The sequence below is a fragment of the Mesotoga prima MesG1.Ag.4.2 genome (assembly GCF_000147715.2).
Lineage (GTDB): Bacteria > Thermotogota > Thermotogae > Petrotogales > Kosmotogaceae > Mesotoga > Mesotoga prima.
On record NC_017934.1, the window covers coordinates 269944 to 284010 of the forward strand.

The 14067-nt window shown below is 46.2% G+C and carries 12 protein-coding genes; 3 read left to right on the forward strand and 9 right to left on the reverse strand.

Going from position 1 to position 14067, the window contains the following annotated elements; all coding sequences use genetic code 11:
• The first annotated feature begins 121 nt into the window (after positions 1–121).
• The 3 genes from THEBA_RS13710 (at position 122) to THEBA_RS01300 (ending at position 6244) form a co-directional block, all read left to right on the forward strand.
• Complete coding sequence (locus tag THEBA_RS13710; RefSeq protein WP_049794029.1) at positions 122–2896, forward strand: InlB B-repeat-containing protein; 2775 nt, start codon at positions 122–124, stop codon at positions 2894–2896.
• 365 nt (positions 2897–3261) lie between these two features.
• A complete protein-coding gene (locus THEBA_RS13715; protein ID WP_014730128.1) occupies positions 3262–5067 on the forward strand; it encodes a right-handed parallel beta-helix repeat-containing protein in 1806 nt (601 codons plus the stop codon).
• 1 nt (position 5068) lies between these two features.
• The gene (locus THEBA_RS01300) at positions 5069–6244 is read left to right on the forward strand and encodes a cytochrome c biogenesis CcdA family protein (protein WP_014730129.1); all 1176 of its coding nucleotides are present in this window, start codon (positions 5069–5071) and stop codon (positions 6242–6244) included.
• Positions 6245–6439: 195 nt separating this feature from the next.
• On the opposite strand, the gene rpsB is transcribed toward THEBA_RS01300, so the two are convergent.
• From rpsB to THEBA_RS01345, 9 genes are all read right to left on the reverse strand, one after another.
• Positions 6440–7252: a 30S ribosomal protein S2 gene (gene rpsB, locus THEBA_RS01305; RefSeq protein WP_041928385.1), complete on the reverse strand. Its 813-nt coding sequence runs from the start codon at positions 7250–7252 to the stop codon at positions 6440–6442.
• 79 nt (positions 7253–7331) lie between these two features.
• On the reverse strand, positions 7332–7700 hold the full coding sequence (gene rsfS / locus THEBA_RS01310; protein ID WP_236609184.1) for a ribosome silencing factor: 369 nt from the start codon (positions 7698–7700) through the stop codon (positions 7332–7334).
• A gap of 319 nt (positions 7701–8019) precedes the next feature.
• Positions 8020–9846: a glutamine--fructose-6-phosphate transaminase (isomerizing) gene (gene glmS, locus THEBA_RS01315; RefSeq protein WP_014730132.1), complete on the reverse strand. Its 1827-nt coding sequence runs from the start codon at positions 9844–9846 to the stop codon at positions 8020–8022.
• A gap of 1 nt (position 9847) precedes the next feature.
• Positions 9848–10837, reverse strand: coding sequence for a phosphate acyltransferase PlsX (gene plsX, locus THEBA_RS01320; RefSeq protein ID WP_173362779.1), 990 nt, complete (start codon positions 10835–10837; stop codon positions 9848–9850).
• A 12-nt stretch (positions 10838–10849) separates the two neighbouring features.
• On the reverse strand, positions 10850–11032 hold the full coding sequence (gene rpmF, locus THEBA_RS01325) for a 50S ribosomal protein L32 (RefSeq protein WP_014730134.1): 183 nt from the start codon (positions 11030–11032) through the stop codon (positions 10850–10852).
• A 17-nt stretch (positions 11033–11049) separates the two neighbouring features.
• Positions 11050–11586 carry a YceD family protein gene (locus tag THEBA_RS01330; protein WP_014730135.1) on the reverse strand — a complete coding sequence of 179 codons (537 nt, stop codon included), beginning with the start codon at positions 11584–11586 and terminating at the stop codon, positions 11050–11052.
• A gap of 58 nt (positions 11587–11644) precedes the next feature.
• On the reverse strand, positions 11645–12334 hold the full coding sequence (locus THEBA_RS01335) for an ABC transporter ATP-binding protein (RefSeq protein ID WP_006491693.1): 690 nt from the start codon (positions 12332–12334) through the stop codon (positions 11645–11647).
• On the reverse strand, positions 12318–13094 hold the full coding sequence (locus tag THEBA_RS01340) for an ABC transporter permease (protein ID WP_014730136.1): 777 nt from the start codon (positions 13092–13094) through the stop codon (positions 12318–12320). Before THEBA_RS01340 ends, THEBA_RS01335 begins: the two co-directional genes overlap by 17 nt.
• On the reverse strand, positions 13063–13983 hold the full coding sequence (locus tag THEBA_RS01345) for an ABC transporter substrate-binding protein (protein WP_014730137.1): 921 nt from the start codon (positions 13981–13983) through the stop codon (positions 13063–13065). Before THEBA_RS01345 ends, THEBA_RS01340 begins: the two co-directional genes overlap by 32 nt.
• Between the last annotated feature and the right edge of the window lie 84 nt (positions 13984–14067).

Sequence of the window (14067 nt, forward strand, 5' to 3'; positions counted from 1 at the left end):
TGTATAATTGATTGTCTCTAATCCTTAAGATAGGGGGATTCCGGACTTGAATTCAAAATCATTTTGTCTAATGGTATTGTGTGTTGTTTCAGTAGTGTTGTCAGGATGCTTTGGGGGTTTTTTGGCACCGCTGAATCTCGAGATTCCTGATCAAAGGATACTTGCAGGGGAAGCTTTGCACTTGAACCTCAAGCAGTTTGTCGATTGCAAAGAGAGCGACGATCTTGTTTTCCGAATTGTCTCTGGAGTCGGCATTATCTGCGAAGATGTTTACAGTTATCTCCCCGCTTTGGATGAGAGCGGGCTGTACGAGGTTCAGATATCCGTGAATGACAGCAAAGATAGAGAATCGAGTTGCGTTTTCGAGATCATGGTTGACCCCATTTATTGCGATATCACTTTGAACGCTTCACCCCTTGAAGGCGGAGTTATATCTGGAGGAGGGATCTTTCAATACGGAGACATGGATACGGTTCAAGCAACTCCAAGTCAAGGATATAGTTTCACGGGATGGTATGAGGGAAACGACTGTTTGGCTTCGACGACTACGTTCACCTTCTTTGTAGAAAGAGACGCGACATTAGTGGCTTGCTTCTTTGAGGAGAAATATCACGTCATTAGAGAAGTAAATGGAAATGGGAGCATTGAAATATCTCCCGATAAAGAGACATACTCTTTTGGAGAGAAGATTGTATTGACAGCCCATCCCTCTTATGGCTGGAAGTTTTCGGAATGGGTGGTTGATGGTAATCGCTTTACCGATGAATCGATCGTAGTAGTAGTGGACGGTGACAAATCAGTATGTGCATCATTTGAACGAGAAGAGTTTGCTCTAAACATCTCGATAAGTGGAAATGGTAGCGTCTCCTGTTCACCTGCCTCTTCCGGTTGTGTATATGAGTATGAGACGCTTGTAGAGATTATGTCTATACCATCCGCAGGATGGGAATTTGAGATGTGGCAAGGAGATCTAGACGGATTAGATAATCCGGGAAAAATTATCATGGACTCGGAGAAACACGTGACAGCTGTTTTCGTCAAAAGGGAGTATCTGGTCGAGGTTACTGCGGACCCACCTGCCGGGGGAGTAGTCGAAGGTGGTGGTTGTTATTTTAGTGGAAGCGAAGTTGAGATTGTGGCGGTTCCAAATTCCGGATATCGGTTCAAGGAGTGGAGCGAAAATGGTGCAACGTTCTCTAGAGAAAACAAGATAAATATAATAGTATTGCGCAATTTCGAGCTTACTGCGCATTTTGAGGTGGATAATGCCGTTCCTGTCGTCGAAAAGCTCAATGGTCCCGAAGGAAAGGTTGAGAAAAGCAAGGTAGGGTTTGTGTGGAATGGAACTGACCCCGATGGGTTTATTGAAAGATATGAGTACAGAGAAGATGGAGGAGACTGGATAGACATTGGCACCAAGACTTATTTCAACTGGAGCGGGTACTCGGAGGGGCCGCACACCTTTGAAGTAAGAGCCCGGGACAATCAAGGCGCTTATTCCGAGACGGTAGGCTGGAGTTTCGTTTACGTTCCTGCTTATACTGAACAAGGGGCATTCAAAGTAGCAAACTCATGGGGAACTGGCGGGTGGGAAAGCATTCCTGATGGGTTCATATTCATTACGTATGAAGCTATGAAGCAGAATGAAGTTCTTTGTTTTGTTTTGGATCCCAGAGACAACTATGAGCCCAGGGCGATTGCTGTCTTCGAAATCTCTCATCCACTGAGAGAAGAATGCAAGATCTGGGTAGGGGTAGGTGATCCAGCTAATCCGTTAAAACTCAAGAGCTTCGATGATTTCTATTATCGTGGTGGTGGTTGGCCGTATCCAGCCAACAAGATGGTCCTTGATATCACCGAGTTGTTGCCATTCGATGAGAACATAGTTTTTCTCAAAGTCTTTGATGGAGGTTCAATGTCTACCGGAGTTATAGGTCATTTCTCCGTCGAGGTATATGACAACTATCCTTCTGGATCTCCTGTTCAGGTATTCTCTGCTGTCGAGACTCCAAAGGATACTATGAACGGTTCGTATGTTAGCGTAAGCATAAACGATGTCTCGGTCTCATCTACGAGTATTGGCTGTTCCTTTGCATCTCCAGGACTCCCGACTTCTCTTCTTTTGAAAATGAAGGAGACGCTTGGGACCTATGAAGAAGGTGTCGACTACAACGAGATAATCGAAGGACATGGAACAGGTTTGAGGCCTCCATCGGAAGAAGAATGGCGAGCGATCGAGAGTTCTTGGCATGAAATTGAGGGCTTTTCACCTCAAGACGGACTGCCTTATTTAGTTGACCATTCAAGCTCGGTGTACTTTCCACCTATAGGAAATCAAGGAAGCGAAGGTTCTTGTGTCGCCTTCTCTCTGGGTTACTATACATCGACATTCTATGAGGCCCGTGACAGAAACTGGAATCTCTCTGGGGCTGCCTGGGAGGGGGGCTTCTATGGGGCTCCTTCAGACTCATATCAAGACAGAATATTCAGCCCTGATTTTGTCTATCACCAGATAAATGGAGGTAGAGACACGGGCTGTTCATATGTTGATGCGATAAATCTCATCGCTAGACTTGGAATATGTAGCTGGAGAAGGATGCCATACAGTGTAAGCGATCACACCTCATGGCCATTAGAGAATGCTTGGAGGGAGGCACCAAGGTATAGAAGCCGCAATGAGACTGTGGGAGTGGTTTCTGTCGAGGATGATGAGGATATCAATGCCCTCAAGTTATACATTAGCTCGGGCTATTTGATCTCGATTTCAATAGATGCCAGCAAGTATGCTTATCTGACGGCAAACGATGTGTGGAACACGAAAAACTATACGAACCCAAACACAAATCACGCAAATACTATCGTGGGATATGACGACACTTTTGACGGCACCGAGTAGAAATTCGAAAAGTTTCTCTTTGAAGATTTCTGAGTGTCTTGGCTCATTCCTGAATACTTTAGGAACTAGCGATGCCTCTCGCTGAGATTATTTGGAACCTGAGAAAAAATAAGTTTTCCAGGTAATAGTCTGGTTGTATCAGTCTAGATCACAGGGCTTTGTTCCGGGTTTTAAGATTGCTGGTTTTTTGGGCGATTACTTGAGCGTGATTCTACACAGAACCTGACAGCTTAGAAGAATGATTCAGTACATTTAGCAGACAGATACAATCTTCGCAAATCCTATTCCGTACAAATCCGAAGGTCATTGTGAGTATAATCACAAACATGATATAATCTTTTAAAGTCCCTCAAGGAGTGATGCTCATGCTTGACCGCAAGTCCCTTAAAAGTGTTTGCCTAGTCTTCTTTGTCCTGATTTTGATAGCGTTTTCTTCGTGCAGCGGCTCGAAACCGCCTGAGATTGTCATTCCTGATCAGAGCGTGAGACAGTATCAATTGCTTCAAGTTGATCTTTCAAGCTTTGTTTCAGACAGCGAGAGCGACCTCCTATTTTCTCTGCAGGAAGGTCCGGGAAGAATTGTGGGATCAGTCTATGAGCTTGTGCCCGAATCAGATCTGTCTGGTCGTGCTCGGGTTTCACTTCTGATAAGAGACAATAAAGGTAATGACTTCAGCTCGGCTTTCTTCGTGAACATTTTTGAAGGGCAGCTTCCTGACAATTCAAAAGCAAGACTGGATTTCGTTGTTCCTCAACAGTATGCTGAAGTGGGGGATGTTATTAGATTGGGCCTCCCTGGATTTAGATTGGCGTCTGATGATCTGGAGTTTGAGATTATTGAAGCTAATGCTTCTCTGAATGCGTTTGTAGAGGACGGAGTACTTACTCTTAAGCCGTCAGACGACGCTGTCGGTGAGGATGCTTTGCTAATAAGGGCATCTGATGGTGAGGATTCAGTCGAATTCAAAGTACCCTATTTTGTTAGAAGAAGAAATCTTTCCCCAACTCTCAGTATAGGTGATCAGTCTGTTGTCGAGGGGGACTCTGTGAGGGTTGATCTTTCCCAGTTTGCAAGGGATCCCGATGGTGAGATCGTGAAATATGAGGTCCTCGGCGGGCCGGGAACGGTTAGCGACGAAGGTATATACATACTGACCGCCCCTTACGGATCGAGCGGAACGCATACAGTAACAGTAGAGGTAGAGGATGACAGGGGAGGTCTTGGTCGCGGATCATTCAGAGTGCATGTAATGCCTGCAGACTCATCTGAGAGGAGGACGCTCATCGTTGGGGGCGAGGAAGCCCTGTACACTTCGATTCAGGCTGCGATTGATCAGTCAAGGGACGGCGATGTCGTGCTTGTAATGCCCGGTGAATACTGTGAAAACCTGATCCTTGACAAGGCAATAGAGCTTAGAGGATCATCCCGAGACAGTGTCTTACTGAGAGGTCAAAATCAGAATGCTCCTGTAATAATGGTCAGGACGGGGAATGGGTTCATGATTTCTGGAATGACTGTTGAAAGCAACTTAACAACGATTCAGGTTTCAAGAATCACCGGGACAATAGTTGACTGTCATGTTGTGGGCGGTCGCTTTGCTGTTTCATATAGCAGTATTGACAGTTCTACTCTAATAGTAAAGAATTGCTCATTCTCCTCTCTGCCTGATGCTGAAGGGGAAATAAACTCTCGATTGACTGGTCTTTATGCATACGGCAGCGGGAGCGTAAGAATTGAAGGGTGTGATTTTATCAGATCGGGTACGGGTATATATATTACAAATGACGTCAAATACGAGATTGTCGAAAGTGTCTTCAGGGAGAACAGAATAGCTGTTTCTGTTGCTGGCAATACTAACGGGCATATTTCCAATAATAAGTTCACAGGGAATGTTGAAAATGGTCTGCTTATTAGTTCAGTTGGAGTCACTGAAGTGAGTAACAATATGTTCTATAAAAATGTTATTCACGGACTCGACCTATATTTGAGTATGTGCACGGACTGTGGTTGTGGTGGGAAGGTTTTCAAGGGCACTGTAACTGGTGGGGGAAATATTTTTGATAGCACGGAAGGAATCTGCCCGCAGAGCCATACGTGGCCTGAGAATTTCTACGTGGTTGATGAGCTTCTAGGAAGGTCTGCAACAGAGATGAATCAGGGGTCGGATTGAATTGTCTAAGATCGCGTTTGGCAGATGGCTAGCAATCCTTGCAGTCTTGACGTTTCTCTCAGCCAACTGTGTGGGAGCGATCGAGATAGACTTTTTCGGGGTTGCGACATGTCAGGAATGTTTTGAAGCCGAGATGATGATCGAGAGCCTTAAGTATGAAGTAGAGGATGAGGTTGTTCTCAACAAGTTCATGCTTAGCGAGGCAGAGAATCAGGAGCTCAAGCTGAAGTACGCGAAGGTGTACGGGGTATCTGAAAGTGAACTCGATCTTTACCCAATGATATTCATTGGAAAAGATGCCTTTACCCCGTTAAATACCACTCCTGACAGTGTGCTGGAAAGTATGATCAACTACTCTCAGGAAGAGCGAGAAACAAAACTTCGGGAGATAGAGGCCCTAGGTGATGATGTCACCCACAGGCTGAACGATAGATACGAGCAGTTCAGCCTCTTCGTCGTTCTCGGGGCCGGTCTGATTGACGGAATAAATCCGTGTGCGTTTGTTGTTCTCATTTTCCTTGTCTCGTATCTTTATTACGTTGGAAGAGGGAGAAACGAGATTCTAATTGCGGGAATATTCTTTGCCGTGGGGATCTTTGCGGCCTATCTCGCCATGGGAACCGGTCTTCTGGGAGCTGTGGGATACGTCGAGAGCATTTCCAAGGTGTTCCAGCTAATCTTCTATCCCGCTATGGCTATCTTCACAGGGCTACTCGCCGTACTTTCGGTCGTTGATTTCTACAGGATGAGATACAGGAACAAGAAGGCGATCCTTGAGCTTACTCCTGGTTTGAAAAAGAAGACACACGAGATTATTAGAAAGAACGCGAGGGCGAAGACCATATGGATCGCATCGCTCGTAACTGGAATTCTCGTTTCTTTTGTAGAGTTCATGTGCACCGGTCAGGTTTACCTTCCCACGATCGTCTATATCATAAACAGCTCCGGCGTAACTGGAAGGGCGCTGGGATTCCTTGTTGCTTACAATCTAGGCTTCACAGTTCCGATAATTGCAATCACGCTGATAGCTTACTTCAGCTCGTCGACGAAGAGGATTCAGGAGTTCATGACGTCCACGCAGGCCGCAGCGAAGATAAAACTGCTAATGGGAGCTCTGTTCACAGTTTTCTTCGTAATAATGCTAAATATCACCCTGAAGACGTTTAGTCTGATATGATCTAGATAACCATACGGATCCCGTATAGATTGAAGAGATTCTGATCTCAAACGTTGGTGAGCATTAGATCTTTTTCTAAGCAGAACAGATTGTCTACACTTCTTGCGAAGATTCAACTATGAAAAAACAAGGGGCATTTTGCCCCTTGTTCAAAATGATCATGATCGATTTCTCAGCAGAAACCTACCGACTGTATTATTCGTCGTCCTCTTCGTCGTCAGAGACATCTTCAAGGTCCTCTAAAGAAGTATCGTCTTCCTCGCTGGAAACTTTAACGGCTTCTTCTTCGGTAGTCACTTTCTTCGATTCGATTGCAGCCGCTTCGAGGCCCTCGCGACCCTCGAGGATTGCGTCTGCCATCGTATGTACTATTAGCTGGATCGCTCTTATGGCATCGTCGTTTCCCGGGATGATGAAGTCGATTACGTCAGGGTCGCAATTAGTATCAGCGATTCCGATTACTTTTATTCCCAGTTTGTTTGCTTCGGCGACGGCAATCTCTTCCTGTTTCGGATCAACGATGAAGATAACGTCGGGAAGCTTCTGCATTTCCTTGACACCGCTGAGGTTTTTTCTCAGTTTGTCGAGTCTCTTGTTTATCATGCTCTGCTCTTTCTTAGGCAGGGCAGAAAGCTTTCCAGACTCTTCCATTTCTTCGAAGTTCTTCAGAGCTTCGATTCTTTTCTTTATCGTGGTGAAGTTCGTTAAAAGACCACCGAGCCAGCGGTTGTTTACGTAGAAAGAGTCGCATCTCTTGGCTTCTTCCTCGACGATCTGCTGAGCCTGTCTTTTCGTACCTACGAACAAGAAGGTAGCCCCTTCCTGAGCGGAGTTTCTGACGAAGTCGTAGGCCTCTTCGATGAGCTTCAAGGTCTTCTGTAAGTCTACGATGTAGATACCCTTTCTTTCACCGTAAATGTAGGGTTTCATCTTGGGGTTCCATCTTCTCGTCCTATGTCCGAAGTGAACTCCGGCCTCGAGAAGCTGCTTCATTGATACTACCGACACAAATACACCTCCGTTTTGGTTTTCCTCCGGCTTCGCCATCGATCGACCCCCGCAATGAGGGCACCGGGACCGAATGCGATTATTGCCGTGTGTTATCCTCGTCTTTGACGAGATCTCTGTATGTGTACCTTGTTGCGTTCAACCATAGGTCCTCGAGAGAATAGAACTCTCTTCCCTTCTTACTGAAAATGTGGACGATGAAATAACCACCGTCAATCACCATCCAGTTGTAACCCTTGCCTTTATCGTAGTAGATAATCTCTACGGCTTCCCTTTCAATGTATTGCAGTATCGCCTCCCGGAGCGAGTCCATATGAGGGTCGGAATTTGCCGTAGTCACCACGAAATAATCTGCAAGGTTTGACACCTTCGAGACATCAAGTATTACTATGTCTTCTCCAAGTTTTTCGTCAATTATCTCAGCAATTTCCTTAACTACTTTATCCAAGATTGATTCCCCCATTATAGACACGTTCTCAGTTCTCCGTCGACCGTCCGCCTAATTCACAAAATTCTCAAGCCCATTTCACTGATCATGAATAGACACTTGCCCACGAACGAATAGCCGAACTTTCTTACTACTCCTGAAGGTCCCTTTGATGGACACAGGACTCATCGAGGAGGTACTCTCTGAAGATCACACTCCCCGGTTCAAGCAGGACTCAGTAGATTTCTTTCGCTTTCATTCCAGAGTAGTAGCTTCAACTCATATGTTTCATACAATCCCTGTTTCATCTATCATGTTACACTAATCGTCAGATTTAACTCTATTCAACTGTGACGCTCTTTGCTAGATTTCTAGGTTTGTCGGGATCAAGTCCCTTCTTGACGGCGATATAGTATGCAAAGAGCTGTAGATAGGGTGACATAACGAGCGGATAAATTGGATCCAGAACTCGCGGTACCTCTATTCGGCTGTTTACCGACTTTGCTACTTCCTTGTCATTCTCGGAGCACAGAGCCAGTACCTTGGCGTCTCTGGCCCGTGTCTCCATGATATTTGAAATCATCTTCGATTTCAGTTCGTCTTCGGGGACAATTGCAAAGACCGGGAAGTCTTTGTCAAGCAACGCAATCGGCCCATGTTTCAGTTCTCCGGCCTGATAACCGCTGGCGTGAATATAGCTTATCTCTTTGAGCTTCAAAGCTCCTTCAAGAGCGGATGCGTAGCTATATCCTCTACCTATGTACATGAAATGCTTATAATCCGAGTGTTCGGCCGCCAATCTCTTACACTGCTCGTCTGCTGTTGGGAGAGTATTTTCGAATACGGTGGGCATTCCTTCCAGCTCGTTTACGATCTTCGGGATGTCGAACCCGCTTCTACCGGCAATGTCGGCAATGGCCGCTCCCAGGAGAAGCAAGACCGCCAGCTGGGCAACATAAGTCTTGGTCGCAGCAACACCTATCTCGGGACCGGCATTTATGTAGATTACCGCATCGCTTTCTCTTGAGATAGTTGACCCAACGACATTTGTAAGGGAAATGATCTTTGTTCCAAGCTTCTTTGCTTTCCTAATGCCCTCAAGAGTGTCTGCCGTCTCTCCGGATTGTGAAATCGCGACCACGAGATCGCTAAACCCTTCCTGCAATCTTCTGTATCGAAATTCTGAAGCGACTTCAACCTCTGCTCTTATTTCTGTATAGTCCTGGAGGAATCTTTGAAAGACCAACCCGGCGTGAAAACTCGTACCACATGCAAGAATAGTGAGCGATCTGGCCTTCTCTATTTCCTCTCTTAGATGCTCGATCTCATTGAAGTTCGGCACGCCACCCCGTATCCTGCCCATCAGGGCATTCCTCAAAGTCTGGGGCTCTTCGAATATCTCCTTGAGCATGAAGTGCTCGTAACCGCTCTTTTCCGCAGAGTCTTCACTCCAGGTTATCTTGGTGGAGGGTTTTCTGACGCTCGTTCCGTCCATTCTGGATATGCTTATGCCTTCCGGGCGAATAACCACGAACTCTCCATCATCGACGAAGTATACGTCTCTTATATACTTCAATAAAGGTGTGACATCTGAGGCGAGAAACCCGCTCTCCCCGGTAGATCCTACAACGAGAGGACTGCCTTTTCTTGCTGCGACAATTACGTCGGGATGATCCTGATGAACTACGCCGATAGCGTAGGCGCCTTCAAGATCCAGCAGAGCATGTCTGACTGCGGAAATTATATCTCCCGAATAGTGTTCTTCGATGAGATGGGCGATAGTCTCTGTATCAGTAACAGATTTAAAAATATGCCCCTTTTTCTCGAGATCGAGACGAAGAACATCGTAGTTCTCAATAATCCCGTTGTGCACAACTGCAATCTTTCCGGTGCAATCCGTATGAGGGTGCGCATTGAAATCGGAGGGGCCTCCGTGAGTAGCCCATCTGGTATGGGCAATACCCTGAATTACATTCGAGTCAAGATCGTCCCCAAGAAGCTTCTCGAGGGATGAAATCATCCCAACGGCCTTCATTACCCTGAGACCGTCACGACTGTTAACTGCGACGCCGGCAGAATCATAACCCCTGTATTCGAGCTTTTTCAAAGCATCGACAAGCTTCCTTATAGTAAGGTCTTTCCCTACCATCCCGACTATTCCGCACAAATCACTTTCCCCCGAGTTTCTCTTCTAGCTTTTTTATCAAGTCGCCTTTCACTCCCTGGTAAGCGACTCTGATTGCATTCTTTATTGCAAGGGCGTTTGAATTTCCATGAGCCTTGACAACCGCTCCCTTGACTCCGAGAATGAATGCCCCGCCGTATTCGCTGGGATCCATCGTTTTTTTCAGTCTTCCGAGCGCACGTTTGAGAAAGAGAGCACCTATAATTCCAAAAAGACCACTTTTCTTGATCTCTTTCTTAAGCGTGGCGGAAATCAACTTGCCCGTTCCTTCCATAGTCTTCATCGCGATATTGCCGTCAAACCCGCTGCAAACTACGACATCAACGTCTCCATAATTTATGTCGCGGCCTTCGACGTTTCCCGCAAAGGAGTCGCCCAGATCATTCTTGAGATAATCAAAGGCAAGTTTCGTGAGTTCCGTTCCCTTCTCCTGCTCTTCTCCGACATTGAGCAGCCCTACCTTCGGTTTTTCTCTCCCTAGGAGTTTCGCGTACTCATAACCCATAGTGCCGAAATCCCTCAAGTGTTCTGCCCTCGCCTCGGCATTTGCTCCCGCATCGATCAGTATGGTGAAGCCATTCTTGGAAGGAACAAGAACCGCAATTGCTCCACGATCGACGCCCTTGATCCTGCCCACGACAAAGAGCGCCGCCGCAAGCACTCCACCGGTGTTACCTGCAGATACCAGAGCATCGGCATTCGCATCTTTTACTTGAATAGCTGCCTTGTATAGAGAAGTCTCTTTTTTTCTGAGCAAAAGAGAAGGTTTCTCCGACATTGGAAAAACCTCTCTGGCATCTACTATTGAAATTCTTGAGGTCTCAGGAGATTCTTTTATCAGAGGTTTGAGATCCTCTTCTCTGCCTACCAGTAATATTTCGAGATCCTGAAACTCCTTCAAAGCAAGAAAGGCACCGTCTACGTTGACCTGAGGAGCATTATCTCCACCAAAGGCATCGAGGGCAATTCTTATGCTTTGCATTTATTACTCACCGATCTCAAGAATCTGTCTTCCTCCATAGTAGCCACAATGTAGACAAACCCTGTGTGGCTGTTTTGGTTCACCGCAGTTTGGGCACGTAGAAACAGCGACCTTTATTGAGCTATACATTTTTGCTCGCTTCAAGTGAGTCCTGCTTCTGCTTCTTTTTTGCTTTGGAACGGCCACGCTAATCCCTCCAATATCTAACTCTTCAATTTTCCCTTAAGCTCAGCTATCGCTTTGTGCCAGCCATCAGGCATTTCTTCCTTCTTCTGGCAAGAATGATTTGGCTCCTCGTTAAGATCCGCTCCGCAAAACGGACAAAGACCTGCACAATCCTTTTTACAGAGAACCTTCTGAGGAACCTCAACAATTATAGCCTCAATTACTCGATCTGACAAGTCCAGGAGATCGCCTTCAAGTGGCAAGAGATTCTCCAAATCATCGCCTGCGCCTTCTCTTACTAGTGGAAGAGAATCCCTTTGCACATATGTTGCCTCAACTGTTCCTTCAACTGGAATGGATACTACTTTCAGACAGCGGGCGCATCTGTCTTCTACGACGGTTTTTACGGAACCGGTAACGATAATCGAATCTTTATCTTTGTAAAGCTCGATGTGCACATCTACGTTGCTCAAGAGCTTGATCTCATCAGTGAAACCCGGATCCAGAACTAAATCTATAGTCTTCTTGAATTCGAAACTGTTGAGATCAACAATCAACTCATGAATCTTAGCCATACAAATCACCTCTGTGCCAGCAAATACTACAGCAAGGGTATTGCAAAACACTCTCGTTTCAATGAAGATAAGAAGAAAATTTCTTCATTCTGGATAGCAGATCTCTAGAGATCAAGTCGATATCGTCGGGACTCCTTTCCAGGGGATCTCCCAGTTTGATTTCGTCCACCTTAGAGAACCTATCTTGTACAAGTATTATATCCGTTGAAAGCCTGGCTGCCTCTGAAGGATCGTGAGTAACCATGATGATGCTGATTTTCCTGCCAGTCCATAATTTCTGAATATCTTCGATGAGCCGATCCTTTATCACGACATCAAGAGAGTTGAAAGGCTCGTCCATGAGAATCAGATCGGGGTTGAATGCGAGTGCTCTTGCGATATTCAGTCTCCTCCTCATTCCACCGCTCAGTTGTGAAGGAAACTTATTCTCATGACCTTTTAGGCCCACAAACGAGAGGTACTCCACAGGACTGGATTTTGGAGACACTATCGAGATGTTCTGGAAGGCGTTCAGCCATGGAATCAATCTGTCGTCCTGGAAAACAAATCCCAGCCTCTCGCTTTGGAGCTCGACCCTACCTGCATCCGGTTTCAGTATACCGCTTATCATTCTCAAAAGAGTCGTTTTTCCGCACCCCGAGCTTCCAAGAATTGTGAGAAAGAAATCGCCTTCAACAGAATAGGAGAATTTGTCTACTATTGTTTCTCCGTCGAAAGCCTTGCTGAGACTGCTAATTCTTAAGTGCATACCGACTACCCCTTTTGATGATCATATCGAGAAGCCTTTCCGTTAAAATACCCAGAACAACAAGAACAAGTGTATACGCGAAGACCCTTTCTATGTTTATGGAGTATTTTGCGTCTGACATTGCTCTTCCTATCCCTGATGCTCCCACCATAAACTCGGCTACCGCAACTGATTTCCACATTATTCCTATTCCCGCTCTCATGGAAGATACGATAAAAGGAAATGCAGAAGCGAGATAGATCTTTCCGAAGACTGTATTCCTGGGAATCTTGTAAATCTTGGCCATTTCGACAAGCTTCTTATCCACGTTTCTTACGCCCTCTGCTATGTTTATTGTGAAGATCGGAAACAAGGTAAGGAATACTATATATACAGGGGAGGAGAAGCCAACTCCCCACCAGAATATTGCCAGGGCCAGCCACGACACTATTGGTATAGATTGCAGGATAACTACTATCGGCTTAATCAGCTCATATAATACATCGATTAGTCCCATAACGAAACCAACAGCAAGGCCAAGACCCAGCGCAATGAACAATCCGAGGAATGCCTTTGCGCAAGTTTCCGCGATGTCCGACCAACCCTTCCTGCTCGAGATGATTCTTAGAAATTCTTCCATTGTCTCTAACGGGCCGGGCAACAACAGGTCGCTCGAGACTATTGCAGATGCGATGAACCACCCCAGCAGCAGAAAGCCTACCGAGACGATTGGGGCCAACGTCCTCTTTCTAGAAGAAGAGAGCATCGATATCGAAATCACCCGTTAGCTCTGGATCAAGTTCCTTGAGTCTATTAAGGTAGATCGCAATGTCCTCTCTCGCATCTTCGGCCGTCAAAAAGAGGAAACCTGCCGTATCCATTGCCTTTTGCAGTACCGGTGCAGGGAATCCGCCCATCTTTTCCGATACGGTTGCAGCGGTTTTTTCCCTGTTTGTAAGAGAGAGATTCATAGACTGCTGATACAGAAGCAGGAACGACTCCGCAACGCCTCTGTCGAGAGTGCCGCTGACGAATATTCCCGATGTAGGGATGTTAATCCTCTGTTCGTTGAAACTCTCCCAAAGATCTTCTATTGGCATCGATCTTATCGAACCTTGCACACGTGTTTCGGCAAGCGATGCGAAGGGCTCGGGCACGAGAATTACCTTAGCCTTGCCCCCGGCGAGCAACTGAACTGCCTCTGCCCCACCGACATAGACAATATCCAGGTCTCTTCCGACTTCGTATCCCTTCGACTCGAGAGCACCGCGAAGGATAGTATCTGCAGTCTGCCCCGGTGCCTGAAGAGTATATACTTCTGTATCGACCAGGTCCTCAATGTCTTCTATCGTCTTTTCTGTAGATATGAAATAGAAACCGTTCCACATGCTGACGGCTGCTAGCTTTATGTCTACACCGGACGATGCGAGTTTAACCCCTACAGTGACGGGAAGAAGGGCAATTTGTGCCTTTTCGGTAACCATCATCGAAATAGCCTCATCTACGCTTCTCCAGAGATTGATCTCGAGACCGGGAATCTCTTCTGATAAATTAGAGGAGAGCAGCTCGGCTATCGGAATCAACGTTGGGCCCACTGGATTGATGTAATTCACCCCAAAAGAAAAGAGAGTGATGAAAAGCAGAGCTGACACTGCAACGAATTTCCTCATTAAGAACCACCTCCATACCCAATTATACACTGAATTAGCGTCTCCGACGACGGCTTATCAGCTATGAAGGCCAAATTGAGAGCC

Bases quoted from the DNA above. Each gene is read 5' to 3' on its own strand.
- THEBA_RS01345 (WP_014730137.1), bottom strand. From the start codon at position 13,983: ATGAGGAAATTCGTTGCAGTGTCAGCTCTGCTTTTCATCACTCTCTTT.
- THEBA_RS13715 (WP_014730128.1), top strand. From the start codon at position 3,262: ATGCTTGACCGCAAGTCCCTTAAAAGTGTTTGCCTAGTCTTCTTTGTC.
- THEBA_RS01335 (WP_006491693.1), bottom strand. From the start codon at position 12,334: ATGCACTTAAGAATTAGCAGTCTCAGCAAGGCTTTCGACGGAGAAACA.
- THEBA_RS01330 (WP_014730135.1), bottom strand. From the start codon at position 11,586: ATGGCTAAGATTCATGAGTTGATTGTTGATCTCAACAGTTTCGAATTC.